At 41.6% G+C, this 15,828-nt stretch carries 14 protein-coding genes; 10 read left to right on the top strand and 4 right to left on the bottom strand.

What is annotated here, in order from left to right; all coding sequences use genetic code 11:
* Window positions 1–381 (bottom strand): RidA family protein, encoded by a 381-nt coding sequence (locus MB09_RS10670; RefSeq protein WP_045080913.1) that lies wholly within the window; start codon window positions 379–381, stop codon window positions 1–3.
* A gap of 123 nt (window positions 382–504) precedes the next feature.
* A complete protein-coding gene (locus MB09_RS10665) occupies window positions 505–3,216 on the bottom strand; it encodes a putative LPS assembly protein LptD (protein ID WP_045080912.1) in 2,712 nt (903 codons plus the stop codon).
* 218 nt (window positions 3,217–3,434) lie between these two features.
* Here MB09_RS10665 and MB09_RS10660 point away from each other — a divergent pair, with 218 nt between their 5' ends.
* The 10 genes from MB09_RS10660 to bshA all read left to right on the top strand — a co-directional run bounded on the left by MB09_RS10660 (window position 3,435) and on the right by bshA (window position 13,675).
* A complete protein-coding gene (locus MB09_RS10660; RefSeq protein WP_045080995.1) occupies window positions 3,435–4,556 on the top strand; it encodes an N-acetylmuramoyl-L-alanine amidase family protein in 1,122 nt (373 codons plus the stop codon).
* A 54-nt stretch (window positions 4,557–4,610) separates the two neighbouring features.
* Entirely contained in the window at window positions 4,611–5,561 is a 951-nt protein-coding gene (locus MB09_RS10655) for an MlaD family protein (protein WP_045080911.1), read from the top strand.
* Window positions 5,562–5,564: 3 nt separating this feature from the next.
* A complete protein-coding gene (locus tag MB09_RS10650) occupies window positions 5,565–6,896 on the top strand; it encodes a (Fe-S)-binding protein (protein ID WP_045080910.1) in 1,332 nt (443 codons plus the stop codon).
* A gap of 20 nt (window positions 6,897–6,916) precedes the next feature.
* Entirely contained in the window at window positions 6,917–7,237 is a 321-nt protein-coding gene (locus MB09_RS10645) for a nucleotidyltransferase family protein (RefSeq protein ID WP_052671353.1), read from the top strand.
* The gene (locus MB09_RS10640) at window positions 7,221–7,556 is read left to right on the top strand and encodes a HepT-like ribonuclease domain-containing protein (RefSeq protein WP_045080909.1); all 336 of its coding nucleotides are present in this window, start codon (window positions 7,221–7,223) and stop codon (window positions 7,554–7,556) included. Before MB09_RS10645 ends, MB09_RS10640 begins: the two co-directional genes overlap by 17 nt.
* Window positions 7,557–7,559: 3 nt before the next feature.
* Window positions 7,560–7,994: an LNS2 domain-containing protein gene (locus MB09_RS10635; protein WP_045080908.1), complete on the top strand. Its 435-nt coding sequence runs from the start codon at window positions 7,560–7,562 to the stop codon at window positions 7,992–7,994.
* Between the two features lie 74 nt (window positions 7,995–8,068).
* Window positions 8,069–8,860, top strand: coding sequence for a (Fe-S)-binding protein (locus MB09_RS10630; RefSeq protein WP_045080907.1), 792 nt, complete (start codon window positions 8,069–8,071; stop codon window positions 8,858–8,860).
* An 81-nt stretch (window positions 8,861–8,941) separates the two neighbouring features.
* On the top strand, window positions 8,942–9,427 hold the full coding sequence (locus MB09_RS10625; RefSeq protein ID WP_045080906.1) for a hypothetical protein: 486 nt from the start codon (window positions 8,942–8,944) through the stop codon (window positions 9,425–9,427).
* A 13-nt stretch (window positions 9,428–9,440) separates the two neighbouring features.
* Window positions 9,441–12,359: a glycoside hydrolase family 3 N-terminal domain-containing protein gene (locus MB09_RS10620; protein ID WP_045080905.1), complete on the top strand. Its 2,919-nt coding sequence runs from the start codon at window positions 9,441–9,443 to the stop codon at window positions 12,357–12,359.
* 179 nt (window positions 12,360–12,538) lie between these two features.
* Window positions 12,539–13,675, top strand: coding sequence for an N-acetyl-alpha-D-glucosaminyl L-malate synthase BshA (gene bshA / locus MB09_RS10615; RefSeq protein ID WP_045080904.1), 1,137 nt, complete (start codon window positions 12,539–12,541; stop codon window positions 13,673–13,675).
* Between the two features lie 3 nt (window positions 13,676–13,678).
* Here bshA and MB09_RS10610 read toward each other — a convergent pair whose 3' ends face one another.
* Window positions 13,679–15,133, bottom strand: coding sequence for an amidohydrolase family protein (locus MB09_RS10610; RefSeq protein WP_045080903.1), 1,455 nt, complete (start codon window positions 15,131–15,133; stop codon window positions 13,679–13,681).
* A 133-nt stretch (window positions 15,134–15,266) separates the two neighbouring features.
* Window positions 15,267–15,770 carry a hypothetical protein gene (locus MB09_RS10605; RefSeq protein WP_045080902.1) on the bottom strand — a complete coding sequence of 168 codons (504 nt, stop codon included), beginning with the start codon at window positions 15,768–15,770 and terminating at the stop codon, window positions 15,267–15,269.
* Window positions 15,771–15,828: the final 58 nt, after the last annotated feature.

The raw sequence follows: 15,828 nt of genomic DNA, 5'->3' as shown, positions 1-15,828 counted from the left end.
TTAAAGTGATGCAATCACTGAAATTTCAACATTCACGAACTTAGGAAGATTTGCAACTTCCACAGTTTCCCGGGCGGGAGCAGTGGCTTCATTAAAATAGGTGCCATACACTTCGTTAATAGCTGCGAAGTTGTGCATATCACTGATGAAAATCGTTGATTTCAATACGTTTTCAAAACCCATTCCCGCTTTCTCAAGAATTGCCTTTAGATTTTCCATAACCAATTTCGTTTCAGTTTTGATATCATCGGTAACCAAGTTGCCGGTTTTGGGGTCTATGGCAATCTGCCCAGAGGTGTAAAGCATATTTCCCTTTAAAACGGCTTGGCTATAGGGGCCGATGGGAGCGGGGGCGTGGGGGGTGGTGATTATTGTTTTCATAGTTTTGGGTTAATGGGTTATTAAGTTAATGTGTTATTGCGCTTAGAGGTTAGTAATACGAATTTTATACATTTAATTTAGACTTTTAAATTATGAATGACATTTTCTTGGAGGTTAAAGAGCCTACAATCGCTTATCGCTCTCGCGGCGCTTGTCATATTTAATGTCACTTAGCACCGAAGATTTAATACCGATAAAGAAGTACCAGGCCGTATTTATGCTTCCGATGGGCGTCCAATTAAAACTCATTTGCCAACTCTCCAAATCGCGCTGGAAACGGAACTGTGTGAGGGTAACCCCATTGTTCTTAAAGTCGTAACCAGAAGAAACCCCAACGGTCCATCGTGGCGCCAGCTCCATATTGGTGCTTACCATAAGGGATTGGCTTGAAATTTCATTTTGACGCTGCGCATTTCCATAGGTTATGGTATAGGCCAGGCGCATATCCCAAGGAATTTTGTAGTTATACCAATCTATATTGGTCTTATCTACATCTTCATCATCCTCTTCATAGATCTGGCCATCATAAATATCGGCCGCATCGCCAAAGAGATCGTCCGGGCGACCGCCATTTCGGAAGGTTTCGTTATCTATCCGGTCTAAATTCTTTCTGCCGCTCCCATCAAAATCCTTGCTAGAGAAGGAATAATTGATGCTCACATTGGCATTGGTAAGCCGGAAAAGACTGCCGCCATTGTCAATATTGAAAACATCAATTTTTTTATTGTTATTGTCCAGCGCATACGGATCCAAAGTTCCACTGAAGTTGAAATCGAGCTTCGGCACTATGGGAATGCTTCCCGTAAACTGCAACGGGCTCCACCGCAACGAATCGCCCGCAAGATTATAGGCTGTAGAAAAATTCAGGTTGTTTAGCAAAGTCACCTTCTTTGGTTCCAGGGCAGTGGTATCGCGATCGCGGATTTTAGCCTCAAAAGTGTTGCTCAGCGACATTCCAATACTGCTGGAATACACCTTATTTGGTGGCCCGTAAAGTGTGTTTTCAAAACGGGAATACTCCACTACTTGGGCAGCTTCATCGGCAGTTTGTGGAATGATGAATTCATCGTAATATCTATCAAAAGCGGGATTTATATTGTAACCAATGGAAGGGCGGACTACGTGGCGGATGGCCTGGATCTTTTTATCCTTTCCGAAATTGAAAAGTCCGTAGAGAGTGGTTCCCAAACTGGTCGAAAAATTATAGGTGCGATAACTCTCAAAACCGGAAACCGTATCTTTTACAATACCTCCCAAACCATTGTTCACCGTTCGGTCATAGCGCTGTCGTGTACTCTTCAAAACCCAGGTTTCGCGGTAATTGGTACCTGCAGAGGCACTTAGATACTTTAATATTTTAAAATTTGTGGTAATGGGAATGTTGTGCTGGGCGCCAATTTGTGCATTGTTGAACATTTCCGATTTAAAGAAAAGCGAATCTGTTGTTTGGATGCGGTTTTCGGCGGAAAGATCGTACTGAAAGTTTATGTTTTGAATAATGCCTTTTTTGGTACCGTCTTTTGGGGCAAAGGGGTAAATTCTGGAAACGCTGGTATTTAAATTTGGCAATGACATTGAGATTTCCTGCGTATTGGTATTTTGTGAATGCGTTGCGGCCACGGCGAGATTCACTTGCGGCTCGCCCTCAAACGTTTTAGAATAGGAAATAGAGGAACTCAAGGTATTGACCAGGGCGCTGGCATTATTGGTTTGATTGATGGACTGCGTAAAATACTTGCTGCTACCAATATTCACCGAAGCCGAAAAACGGGAGCTGGGACTGCTCTTTATATCTTGGGAATGCGACCACCGAATGTTGTAGATACTAGTTTCATTAAAATCAGGAAATCCGCGCTCTTCCTGCACAAGTTTTTCAAAACGCGCGCTCACATTTCCCTTAAATTTATAACGAACGGCATACGATGTTTCTCCGCGAAGGGCATAGCTACCGTTTGTGTAATAATCACCCAAAAGACTTAAATCCAAGTATTCATTAATTGCGAAATAGTAGCCGCCATTCTGAAAAAAGAAACCGCGACTGTTGTTTTCCCCGAAGGAAGGAATTATGAAACCAGAAGTACGGTCCTCAGTGAGCGGAAAATAAGCAAAAGGCAATCCCACCGGCGTGGGTACGTCGGCAATGTACATATTGGTCAGGCCAGTAACCACTTTCTTTTTTGGGACAAATTTTGCCTTTCGTGTATAGAAATAATATTCAGGGTCGTCTATATTTTTTGAAGTGGTGAACTTCACGTTCCTAAGATATACCACAGAGTCGTTTACTTTTTTGGTAACATCGGCAATTACCCTAAACCCGTTTTGTTCCGTCCGACTGTTGTAAACCAGAGCTTTTTCGGTATCAAAATTATAACGGATGGAATCGGGCTCCACTTTATTGGCAGCCTGCACAAACACGGGGCGCTGGCTATAGATGCCCGCGCTGTCAATTCCTTTGGCATATACTTCGTTCTTATTATAATCCAGGATTATCAAACCTGCATCTATCCGCATATCGCCATAGATGATGTAGGCATTGTTATACATATATACTTTGTTTTCCTTTCGGTTCAGGAATACATAGTCTTCGCCGTAATAATCCACAACATCTGTCAAGGTTTCTTTCTCGGGCTTAATGGTGTCTGTCCTTACAGTATCTTGGGCCTTTTCATTAACCTCGGCTATAACGGGTTTTAGGTTTACCGTAATTGTATCGTCCTGAGTAGTTTTGGGCAGCTTGGTTTCATTCTTTGGCGGGACGTCCTGCGCATGCACAAGAGTGCCGCAAAGTAGCAGAAATGTTAAGAAGATTGTTAAGTAATGCCTGTTTGTCTGCAATGCTTAGATGCTATTATTTTGTAGATTTGGCTCAGTATTTGAAACGGTCAAAAATAAACATATTTTTTCGGGTACGTTTTTTTAAATCATTTTTTTAAAATATCAAATTTTCCCAATCGTTAGTGGTTGTATAAAATGCCCATTAACTATTTGCAAAACAATAAAGGATGTACAATTTGGACAGACAATTTTTCTCTTTATCAAATATTCTTTTACAGATGAAAACGAAACTTTTTTCTTCTTTCGTATTAATTATCGCAGTTTCAAGTTGTCTTTTTTCAGCTTCGGCCGCTGAAAACCCAACGAAGCCATTCGTCGTGGTATTGGATGCAGGCCACGGGGGTCACGACCACGGAAACAAAGGAAACGGTTATAAGGAATCTGAAATATCGCTTAACATTGTCTTAAAAATAGGCGCAGAGCTGGAAAAACTTCCTAATGTAAAGGTAATCTACACAAGAAAGTCCGATGTTTTTATTGAGTTGCGGGAGCGGGCTGCAATTGCAAATAAGGCCGATGCAGACCTTTTTGTTTCGGTACACTGCAATGCCCATCACTCAGACGCATACGGGGCAGAGACTTTCGTGCTTGGACTTCACAAAAGCCAAGCCAATTTTGAGGTTGCAAAAAAGGAAAACGAGGTAATTTATTTGGAGGACAACTATCAGGAAAAATACGGCGGCTTTGATCCAAATGCGCCGGAATCATTGATAGGTATGGTGCTGATGCAGGAAGAATATCTGGACCAAAGCATTCTATTGGCCAGTTTGGTGCAAAACAACGTTATAAATAATCTAAAAAGAAAAGATAGGAGCGTTAAGCAGGCTGGTTTCTGGGTACTTCATAATACCCATATGCCGAGTGTTTTGATTGAAACGGGATTTCTTACCAATAAAAGCGAGGGCGCTTATTTGAATTCCGCCAAAGGCCAGGCCGAAATGGCGCGGGAAATTGGGAATGCCATTAAAGCTTACATAAACAGTCTTTCCGTTGCTACCGAAAAAATAAAGGATCCTGAAATTGAAAAGATTCAGGTGGAAAAAACCATTGAATCCACCAAGGAAGACATTTACGAAGGTGTAACATTTAAGGTACAATTGGCCGCTACCAGTAAAAAATTGGATCCAAAGCCCAGCAACTTTAAGGGACTCAAAGATGTATCGCGTGAAAAGGAAAGCGGTCTATTTAAATATTATTACGGTGATACCTCCGACTATAAAAAAATTCAGGTGATGAAAACCTTTGTGCAGCAAAAAGGATATCCTTCGGCATATATTGTAGCTTTTAAAAAAGGAAAGAAAGTTAATCTACCCGAAGTGTTAAAATCGAAAGCCAATTAGCGTGCATTCTTTATATTTATCCTTTAAATTTGTTCACAATCTAAAAATATACATTTGAAACTATCGAAGGAAGTTAAAACCGGAATCCTCGCCATAGGAGCTATATTGCTGTTAATCTTTGGTTACAGTTTTTTAAAGGGCACCAATCTACTCGACAAAAACAGGGAATTCTACGTAAAATATGATAACGTTGAAGGTTTGGCCCAAGCTGCGCCTGTTACTATCAATGGTCTTACCGTGGGAAAAGTGCAGAACATAAGTTTTGCCAATTCCAAAGGAAGTCTGGTAGTGAAATTTACTGTAGAGAAAGATTTCGACTTTTCAAAAAACAGTATTGTCAGGATATATAGCACTGGCCTGATCGGAGGAAAATCGCTCGGAATTTTTCCACAATATGATGTAAATAACATTGCAAAAAGTGGAGATACCCTGAGAGGTGATGTGGAGGATGGCATGCTCACCGCGGTTACGAAAGCCCTTGGCCCATTGGAGAAGAAAGTAAACAACACCCTGGCCACCGTGGATACGCTTTTATTGAGCATAAACGCTATTGTAGATGAACAGACCCGTCAAAACCTACAGGAGGCCATCGCAAATTTGAATACCACCCTCAATTCCTTCGCAGGGGTTTCTGAAAATCTAAACAAAATACTCTCAAACAATACGGGTAAATTGGATAACACCTTTACCAATCTGGACAAGACTGCAGGCAACCTTTCAAGACTAACCGATTCGCTGGCACAGCTGGAAACAGGTAAATTGGTCACTGATCTTCAAAATGTAGTGGACAAAATGGATAAAATTGTAGCGGGTGTTGATAATGGCGAAGGTTCTATTGGGAAACTGTTAAAAGACGACAAACTATACGAAAATCTGGAAGGGGCATCGAGACAGCTTGAGCAATTGCTTCAAGATGTAAAACTAAATCCAAAACGTTATGTGCACATTTCAGTTTTCGGCAGAAAGAACAAAGAATACGAACCACCAGCCAATCCAGACGAGTAACCTATGCAATACATTCCGAACATACTTTTTTTGATAGCCCTTGCCGCTGGTGTGGGATATTTCACAATTAACATTCGCAAGATAATCCGCAACATCAAACTTGGCCACGAAGTAGATGCTTCAGACCATACTTCGGAAAGATGGGGCAACGTATTGCGCATTGCGCTGGGACAGTCAAAAATGGTGGTCCGTCCCATTCCGGGGCTCCTTCATATTCTCGTTTACGTAGGGTTTATTATTATAAATATTGAAGTGCTTGAAATTATTATTGACGGCATTTTCGGAACCCACAGATTGCTTTCCACCGTGCTGCCCCTTGGGCTGTATAATTTTTTAATCGCTTCCTTTGAAATTTTGGCACTGCTGGTTTTAATGGGGGTCATTCTTTTCTGGACCCGAAGAAATATTCAAAAATTGCGAAGATTTTGGGCAAATGAAATGAAGGGCTGGCCTAAAAATGATGCCAATTATATTCTTTATTTTGAAATGGTCTTAATGATTCTATTTTTGACCATGAATGCTGCAGACCAACAATTACAGGCATTGGGCGCGGCACATTATGTAGAGGCCGGATCCTATCCCGTAAGCCAGTTTATAGTGCCGTTTTTGGATAATCTCTCTGAGGCCTCCCTGATTGCCATAGAGCGCGGTACGTGGTGGCTCCACATCTTGGGAATACTTGTGTTTTTGAATTATTTATACTTTTCAAAACACCTTCATATTATCTTGGCTTTTCCAAATGTTTATTTCGGAAAAGTGGTTCCAAAGGGGAAATTCAAAAATCTGGAATCGGTTACCAACGAAGTGAAGATGATGATGGATCCAAATGCCGATCCCTTTGCCGCTCCCGCGGAAGGAGCCGTCGAAGCCCCTGCCAAGTTTGGCGCCAGCGATGTAATGGATTTGAGCAGGATTCAATTATTGAACGCATATACCTGTACCGAGTGCGGCCGTTGTACGGATGAATGCCCCGCAAACAACACCGGGAAAAAACTTTCGCCACGTAAAATAATGATGGATACCCGCGACCGTTTGGAAGAAATAGGAAAAAACATCGACCAAAACGGCGAGTTCAAACCAGACGGAAAACAGCTGTTGGACGATTACATAACCCGCGAAGAACTTTGGGCCTGTACCACCTGCAACGCCTGTGTGGAAGCTTGCCCCGTAAGTATTGACCCATTGAGCATTATTATGGATATGAGGCAATATTTGGTTATGGAACAGTCTGCTGCCCCAACAGAGTTGAATGTTGCCATGACCAATATAGAAAACAACGGCGCGCCCTGGCCATACAACCAAATGGACCGGTTGAACTGGAAGGATGAAAATTGATTGAACCTATTTAAAGAGAAGTGAAAATCATTGAAGAAATAAAATCCAAAAAAGAGGATTTTCGATCCTTATGTGAAAATCATAAGGTTGGAAAACTATATGCCTTTGGTTCTTCTATTCGTAATGATTTTTCTGAAAGGGAAAGCGACATTGATTTATTGATTGAGATTAACGTTGAAGACGCAATGGAACGCGGTGAAAATTTAATTTCTATTTGGAATAAGTTAGAGAGCTTCTTTCAAAGAAAAGTAGATTTATTGACCTATAAATCAATCAAAAACCCAATCTTAAAAAGAAATATTGATGCTACCAAGATATTAATATATGAAGCTGGAAGTTGAGAAATTCTTGATGGATATTTCCTTATCAATAAATTTAATTGAAGAATTTATAAGTGATATTGATACTTTTGGCGATTATGAAGAGGATATCAAAACCCAAAGTGCTGTAGAACGGCATTTGGCAATTATTGGTGAAGCCTTAAATAAGCTGAAAAAAATTGACAACGATTTAATCATTGAAAATGAAGCTGAAATAATTGCAATGAGAAATAGATTAGTTCATGCCTACGACAGTATTGACTCATCAATTGTTTGGGTGATTATTAAAAAACATCTTCCAAACTTAAAAAATGAAGTCGATGTTATTCTGAAAAAATAAAACATGAAAAAAGAAGAAGTAGAAAAAATGCTGCACGACAAAGTAGAAAAGGGCGAACTCGTAAGCCCGATTCTTCCCGAAGGGATAAAAAACTACTTGATTGATATTGACGGCACCATTACTGAGGACATCCCAAACGAAGAGCCCGAAAGGATGGCGACTTGCAAGCCATTTCCCGATGCCTTAAAAACCCTGAACAAATGGTACGACGAAGGCCATATTATCTGCTTTTTCACCTCCCGCACCGAAGCCCATCGCGAAGTAACGGAAACGTGGCTTAATAAACATGGTTTTAAATACCACAGCATGTTGATGGGAAAACCCCGTGGCGGCAACTATCACTGGGTGGACAACCATTTGGTAAAGGCAACCCGCTACAAAGGAAAATTCACCGATTTAGTGGAGAAAGAAGTAACTATTGAAGTATTTGAAGATTAACAAATATACCCCAGTTCTAAAGGGAGCCTTCGGAACAGCTCCCCTTTAGGGGCTGGGGGTAAAAACATAAACAAATGAGTGAACCAATAAAAGTCCCAACAATGGCCGAATATATGGCCCAAGACAAACAGCCCGAAGTGCTTTTTTGGGTAGGTTGTGCGGGAAGTTTTGACGATCGTGCCAAAAAAATAACGAAAGCCTTTGTAAAATTGTTGAACAAAGCAAATATAGATTTCGCAGTTTTGGGAACCGAGGAAAGCTGTACCGGCGACCCGGCAAAAAGGGCAGGAAACGAGTTTTTGTTCCAAATGCAGGCCATGACCAATATTGAGGTGCTCAACGGCTATGGAATAAAAAAGATTGTAACCACCTGTCCGCACTGCTTTAATACCATCGGAAATGAATACCCTGAACTCGGCGGCAAGTATGAAATAATGCACCACACCCAATTCTTAAAAGCGCTTTTGGATGAGGGCAGATTAAAAGTGGAAGGCGGAAAATTCAAGGGGAAGAAAATAACCTTCCACGATCCGTGTTATCTTGGTAGGGCAAATAACGAATACGAAGCCCCAAGAAATTTACTTGAAAAACTGGAGGGCGAATTGGTAGAGATGAGGCGAAACAAAAAACACGGCATGTGTTGTGGTGCGGGCGGAGCCCAAATGTTTAAGGAACCCGAACCAGGAAATAAGGACGTAAACGTTGCCCGGACGGAACAAGCCATGGAAGTTTCGGCAGACATAATTGCTACCGGTTGTCCATTTTGTATGGTAATGATGACCGACGGCGTAAAAGCGAAAAACGCAGAAGACAACGTGCAGGTAATGGACGTTGCCGAAATGATTGCAAATGCAGAAGATTTATAAAAACCAATAGATTGTTTTTTCCACGTCTTGGAGCGAAGTTGAAATGAACAAGTAGGAATGAAACAATAAGACTGATTAATAATGCTGACAGATTTTAAAAACCTACCCGATGATTCCAGAATATGGATCTATCAGGCCAATAGAAAATTGAGCGACGATGAAGTTGCGGAAATTGAAAAACTTACAGAAGAATTTTTGACCAAATGGACCGCCCACGGAGCCGAACTTGAGGCCGCCGTTGAAATAAAATACAACCGTTTTATCGTAATTGGCCTCAACCAGGCAAATGCTTCAGCATCGGGCTGCAGCATTGATGCCTCGGTACATTTTATCCAGTCGCTACAGGATAAATTTGATGTTGACCTTTTGGACAAAATGAACGTGACCTTTTATTCAGGAGAATATATCGCTTATAAACCCTTGGCGGATTTCAGAAAAATGGCAAAGGACAAATCTGTTTCAAAAAACACCATCGTCTTCAACAATCTCGTAAATACCAAAGCCGAATATCTTGAAAATTGGGAAGTTCCCGCACACGAAAGCTGGCACAATAGATTTTTATCATAAAATAAAATTACTTATGAAAAAATTTGTGTTCACTACAATACTGGCGTTTGCTTGTCTTTCTTCCTTTTCGCAGGATAAAAATCCACTTATCGTAAAAAACGATTTTCAGAACCAAAAAAAGTGGGTCGATAGTATTTATGATTCTATGACTTTGGAAGAAAAAATGGGCCAACTTTTTATGGCAGATATTTTTTCGAGCGACCCGAAGGCAAAAACCGATAAAATAAAAGACCTAATAACAAACTATCACTTGGGAGGGATCATTTTTTCCAAGGGCGGTCCCGTGCGCCAGGCAAGGCTGAACAACGAATTCCAAGCTCTTGCAAAAGTTCCTTTAATGATTGGTATGGACGCTGAATGGGGCTTAGCCATGCGGCTCGATTCTACCTATGCTTTTCCGTGGAATATGACGCTCGGCGCCATTACAGACAACAAAATTGTGGAGAAAATTGGCCGCCGCATTGGCGAGCAGTCCAAGCGTTTGGGCGTACACATCAACTTTGCGCCGGTTGTGGACATAAATACAAACCCGAAAAACCCCATTATCGGCAACCGGTCCTTTGGGGAGGATAGGGACAACGTTACCGAAAAAGCGCTCGCGTTTATGAAGGGCATGCAGAGCGCCGGTATTATGGGCAGCGCCAAACATTTTCCGGGCCATGGCGATACCGATATGGACAGCCACAAAACCCTACCGACGGTAGATTTCACGAGAGCGCGATTGGATACTTTGGAGCTGTATCCCTACAAAAAACTTATAAATGAAGGGCTAAACAGCGTAATGGTTGCCCATCTTAACGTGCCTTCGTTGGAAATACAGATGAATTACCCCTCATCACTTTCCTCAAAGGTGGTGACTGATTTGTTAAAAAATGAACTTGGTTTCAACGGGCTGATTTTTACCGATGCCCTGAATATGAAGGGCGCTTCCGATTTCAAAAAACCCGGGGAAATAGAACTGGCCGCATTCCTCGCCGGAAACGATGTGCTGTTGATTTCCGAAGATATTCCGAAGGCCATGGAGTTTCTTATCAATTCCTATAATGAAGAAGTTATTACCGAAAAACGTTTGGCGTACTCCGTAAAGAAGATTCTTTATGCAAAGTATAAGGTGGGTCTTAATCACTACCAGCCTGTAAAAACCGCCTATTTATATGACGATTTGAATTCGGTGAACGACGATGCCCTTTACGAGGAAGCGATGGACAATGCGCTTACTGTTATTAAAAACAATCGCGCCATTCTTCCCATAAAGGATTTACAGGAAAAAAAGATTGCCTACATAAATTTTGGCGATGATTCGGGCGAAATTTTCCTCAATGAATTGAAAAAATACGGCGAAGTAGATTGGGTAAAAGCAAACGGTCTCGACGATTATATCCAGAAACTGAAAAGCTACAATTACGTGATTATCGGGTTTCACAAAAGCAATGACAACCCTTGGAAGAAGTTTGAGTTTTCTGAAAACGAGCTCGTGTGGCTTTATGAAATTGCCCGCACAAACACCGTGATTTTAGATGTTTTTGCCAGACCGTATGCAATGCTCGACTTAAAGACCACGGCCAATTTTGAAGGAGTGGTAATGTCTTATCAAAACAGCGAGATTTCCCAAAAACTTTCGGCGCAGCTCATTTTTGGCGCACGGGAGGCCAAAGGAAAACTTCCCGTCTCTTTAGGTGAGGATTTTCCCTTGAATACAATTCTGAAAACAAAATCCCTTCGCAGACTACAATACGGAACCCCTGAAAGCGTGGGCATCAACAGTTATAAGTTGAAAAAAATCGACTCGCTTGCCACTTTGGGAATACGTGAAGGCATGTACCCAGGAGCCCAAATTTTGGTCGCCCGAAAGGGAAAGGTGGTCTATCAGAAAAATTTTGGATACCACGAATACGCTAATAAAATTGAAGTAATGGACAGTACCGTTTACGATTTGGCTTCGCTCACGAAGATTTTGGCATCCTTACCTTTGGTAATGCAGCTCGTGGACAAGAAGGAGTTGGGTATGAATACGAAACTTTCAGAAATGCTTCCCGAGTATAAAAATTCAAACAAAGCGAATATTACCTTAAAGGAAATGCTCTCGCACTACGCGCGTTTAAAGGCCTGGATACCTTTTTACAGATATACGCTCAATGAGGATAAAACGGAAGTTTCCCCAAAGTATTATTCAGATATTCCCGATAAGGATTTTAACGTGCAAGTGGCCCAAAATCTCTATATGCGCCGCGATTATATGGATACCATTTTTAAAACCATCCGCGAAAGCGACCTGAATTCAAGGCTTGAGTATAAATATAGCGATCTGCCATACTACATTTTGAAACGATATTTTGAGCGAAAATTCGGCAAACCGATGGAGCAAATTGTCCAGGAAAACCTTTACGAATCCTTGGGCGCAAACTATATGACGTATCTACCGTTGGAAAAATTTTCAAAAGACAATATTCCGCCCACGGAGCAGGACAATATTTTCAGAAACCAGAAAGTTCAGGGCTATGTGCACGACCAAGGCGCTGCGATGCTTGGCGGAGTAAGCGGCCATGCGGGACTGTTCAGCAATGCAAATGATGTGGCGAAAGTCATGCAAATGTATCTTTGGAAAGGATTTTACGGCGGCAAACGGTATTTTGATCCCGATGTTTTGGATCTTTTCAATACCTGCTATTACTGCGATAAAAACGTAAGAAGGGGCGTGGGTTTTGACAAACCGCAACTGGGCACTTCGGGGCCAACCTGTGGCTGCGTTTCCATGACCAGTTTTGGACATAGCGGCTTTACCGGCACCTTTGCCTGGGCAGACCCCGAGCAGGAAATAGTTTACGTATTTCTATCAAACAGAACATTCCCGGATGCGGAAAATCGAAAATTGATAAAAAGCGATCTGCGCAGCAAAATACAGGAAGCCATTTATGAGGCCATTGATTACTGAAAATGGACTAAAGGGGTACAAGACCGCTTCGCTACAGGAAACAAGACGGATTTTGATAAAATTAGAGATGTAAAGATGAAATTGTCCAGTTTCGTTTTAGTGTAGTTCCTCTTTTAAAAAAAAGCAACAAGCCGTCCTGTATCCCTCAGTCCTGAGTCTTGTTTCAAAAATAAAAAAATATGAAAATAGCAATAGTATGTTACCCAACCTTCGGAGGAAGCGGAGTAGTGGCCACCGAGCTCGGCTTGGCCTTAGCCGAACACGGTCACGAAATTCATTTCATTACCTATAAACAACCCGTAAGGCTTGAACTGCTTTCAAAAAACATCCACTTTCACGAGGTTTCAGTACCGGTGTATCCATTATTCCATTATCAGCCCTATGAGCTTGCGCTCTCCAGTAAATTGGTAGATATGGTAAAGCTGCATAAAATTGAGGTGCTGCACGTGCATTACGCCATTCCCCATGCGTATGCGGGCTATATGGCAAAAAAAATGCTGGAGGAAGACAACATCTACATCCCAATGGTCACGACGCTCCACGGTACGGATATTACCCTTGTGGGCAACCATCCTTTCTATAAACCCGCCGTTACTTTCAGCATAAATAACAGCGATGTGGTAACTTCGGTTTCCAATAGTCTGAAGGAAGACACCCTACATCTTTTTGATATAAAAAAGGAAATCCACGTGGTGCCCAATTTTATTGATATTCCAAAGAAAATAAAAACCTATACCGACTGCCAGCGCGATTTGATGGCGAAACCCGAGGAACGGATTATTACCCACGTAAGCAATCTTCGGAAAGTGAAACGCGTTACGGATGTAATTGAGGTTTTTGACCGGATCCAGAAAAAAATTCCAGCAAAGTTAATCATCGTGGGCGAAGGACCGGAAAGGGAAGCATCGGAACAGCTATGCGAACAAAAGGGAATAGAGGAAAAAGTACTCTTTGTAGGCAATAGCAATGAAGTGGACAAAATTCTTTGCTTTACTGATCTTTTCATTCTTCCTTCCGAAAAGGAGAGTTTTGGGCTTGCGGCCCTGGAGGCGATGGCCTGCGGCGTCCCGGTTATTTCGAGCACTACGGGCGGTTTACCGGAAGTGAATATTGAAGGCGTAAGCGGTTTTTTAAGTGAAGTAGGTAATGTGGAAGAAATGGCGGAAAACGCCTTGAAGATTTTGGCTTCTGATGAAGTCTTAGACAAATTCAAAAAACAGGCCGTTGAATCTGCGATGGTTTATGATACCAAAAAAATTGTTCCGCTGTATGAAAAATTATATGAAGAAGCTATTTTTCAGAAAAACCATAGCTAAGGTCTAATAATTCTTTTCAATAAACTTCATTGCATTTCCGTGCATTACGCGCTCCACTATTTCAGAAGCGTCTATTCTGTTGAAATCTTTTAACACGATTAAGTTTTTTGAAAGATAATCCTGTGCGTGGTTTAGCATTTCTTCGGCTAAGTCCTTCATATTTTCAGCGGTCCAGAGCCCATTTATAGGATTTACGATTCCGTCAAAGTCACTGCCGATACACTGTATTCCCCAGCAAAACAGGCCATCCCTGTCCAAAACCTCGGCTATGTGCTGCACTTGTCTCCAAACCAACAAGGCTTTTTTTCGCAATTGTTTTCTTTTGTTCGGAAAGAATATTTTACTTTCTGAAATGGCCTTGCTGCTGCCTATGCGACGTTCGTCCAATTGGATTCCGAAAATACCGTTACTGCGTGCAATGCGGATGAATTCCTCATCATAAAAATTGATGTCGATATCGCAAAACCAATCCTCGTGCTCAGGAATATCGGTCTTGTTCCACTGCACAATCGAGTGCTTTCCGTTACACGCACCATGACTGGCAATTACGGGAATATTTTCCGAGGCGTACTTGGTGTCAAGCAAATGGTAATAAGCTTTTCGCGAGGCCGTGCTCAAATGCTTCACATCAATCGGGATTCGTTTTCCTTCAGTATTATCCAGCAGCAAATCTATAGCCTCAATCCCAAGCTCGGTGAAACCCGTATTTAATCCACGGTCCTGATTTTTCTTTAGCATTCCTATGGAAATACTACGTGCGTGGCCACAAAGTTCATTGTAAAAATGATGGGCGAGCGTGACGAACAACGGGCGATGTTCCCAATTTTTGATAGCATTTATATTACCAATTACCTCAGTCCTGCTGGCCATATCTTTAGTCATGTCCAGCCCCGTATTGAAACTGTGCCCTCCCTCGATGGAAAGAATGATGTTTATAATTTTTTTGGAATCGGTTTCCGCGGCGAAATTATTTTCAATATCCTTAAAATTTCTGACCAGTCTATAGGTATAGATTTTTCCGTCAACAGTCACCACTTGATTATGGAGCTGTTTATAATACTGGTATTCATCCATCAAATCGGCAAAATAATCATTGTTGCTGCGGATGTAATCCATTCGCGACTGGCTAATGCTGGCGGCTAGATTTACCAGCACGTCTGTTACGCCTTTAATTCCCAAGATTTTCTTTCCGAAGAAATGTTTTTCAAAAGGATAGAGGGAAACGATTACCACCTTGGTATTAGCCTTGGCGAGCGCCGTTAAATCGGTCTGTGTGAATTTGGTGAGCGATACCATCCTGTTTACGAACTTTTCCAAAAAATTTGGCGGACTGTAGTGCCAAATGGAGTTTTTCCGATTTGGGTCCTGGGCGTTTTGTTTGGGCGGTTTATACTTAAAGCTCTTGCTATACGGCTTCAGGGAAGGATGGCAATGTATATCCACATAGTGCTTTTTCATATTGCATTTTATTGAATTCTATAAAATTGCAACAAAATGTGAACTTATGAAACAGGATTTTTCCTGTTTATTTAAAAGGGAAATGCCCCTTTTTTATGTGGGGCATTTCTTTCAAAATAAAATATATATCTCCTTAGAATTGATAACGGGCACTAATTCCCACATCAAAATTAACGTCATCGCGATAATTCAAATTCACTTGCGGTCTAAAGTCGAAGGAAACCAGCAGTGGGAAATCAAAGCTGTATTCTATACCCACATCACCGGTGAAAAACACAAAGGCTTCAGAATCCTTGCTTCTGTAATATGGAGAATCATCATCATCATAATACCGGTCATAGCTTTCAATACCTGCACCCAATCCGGGGCCGGCATACCAGTTGAAACCCCCGTCAATATTCCATACCCATTGGTAGATTCCTGTAAATTTTACGTCGTCCCAATAGCGTTCGCTGTGCCAAGCCAGTCCTAACTCCAGCCTGTTGTTATCGCCAAGTGCGCGTTGGTAGTTAACCTCGGGACCAAAACCGTTGCTTTCACTTAGACGAATTCCAATTGCGTTTTTGGAAATTTCCTGCGCCTGGCCCTGGAATCCTAAAAGGACAATTGCAATAATTAAAAAAGCTGCATTTTTCATAATTCTTGATTTTAGTTTAGATGTAGTAAATGTAGTGGTATTATAGCGTGCCAATCGT

The sequence above is a fragment of the Aequorivita vladivostokensis genome (genome assembly GCF_000952855.1).
Classification (GTDB): domain Bacteria; phylum Bacteroidota; class Bacteroidia; order Flavobacteriales; family Flavobacteriaceae; genus Aequorivita; species Aequorivita vladivostokensis.
Note: the sequence above shows the minus strand (reverse complement) of the source record. Positions and strands in the feature narration are given on the sequence as shown.

Bases quoted from the DNA above. Each gene is read 5' to 3' on its own strand.
- MB09_RS10635 (WP_045080908.1), top strand. From the start codon at position 7,560: ATGAAAAAAGAAGAAGTAGAAAAAATGCTGCACGACAAAGTAGAAAAG.
- MB09_RS10670 (WP_045080913.1), bottom strand. From the start codon at position 381: ATGAAAACAATAATCACCACCCCCCACGCCCCCGCTCCCATCGGCCCC.
- MB09_RS10630 (WP_045080907.1), top strand. From the start codon at position 8,069: ATGAGTGAACCAATAAAAGTCCCAACAATGGCCGAATATATGGCCCAA.
- MB09_RS10640 (WP_045080909.1), top strand. From the start codon at position 7,221: ATGAAGCTGGAAGTTGAGAAATTCTTGATGGATATTTCCTTATCAATA.
- MB09_RS10610 (WP_045080903.1), bottom strand. From the start codon at position 15,133: ATGAAAAAGCACTATGTGGATATACATTGCCATCCTTCCCTGAAGCCG.
- MB09_RS10620 (WP_045080905.1), top strand. From the start codon at position 9,441: ATGAAAAAATTTGTGTTCACTACAATACTGGCGTTTGCTTGTCTTTCT.
- MB09_RS10660 (WP_045080995.1), top strand. From the start codon at position 3,435: ATGAAAACGAAACTTTTTTCTTCTTTCGTATTAATTATCGCAGTTTCA.
- MB09_RS10625 (WP_045080906.1), top strand. From the start codon at position 8,942: ATGCTGACAGATTTTAAAAACCTACCCGATGATTCCAGAATATGGATC.
- MB09_RS10605 (WP_045080902.1), bottom strand. From the start codon at position 15,770: ATGAAAAATGCAGCTTTTTTAATTATTGCAATTGTCCTTTTAGGATTC.
- MB09_RS10650 (WP_045080910.1), top strand. From the start codon at position 5,565: ATGCAATACATTCCGAACATACTTTTTTTGATAGCCCTTGCCGCTGGT.
- bshA (WP_045080904.1), top strand. From the start codon at position 12,539: ATGAAAATAGCAATAGTATGTTACCCAACCTTCGGAGGAAGCGGAGTA.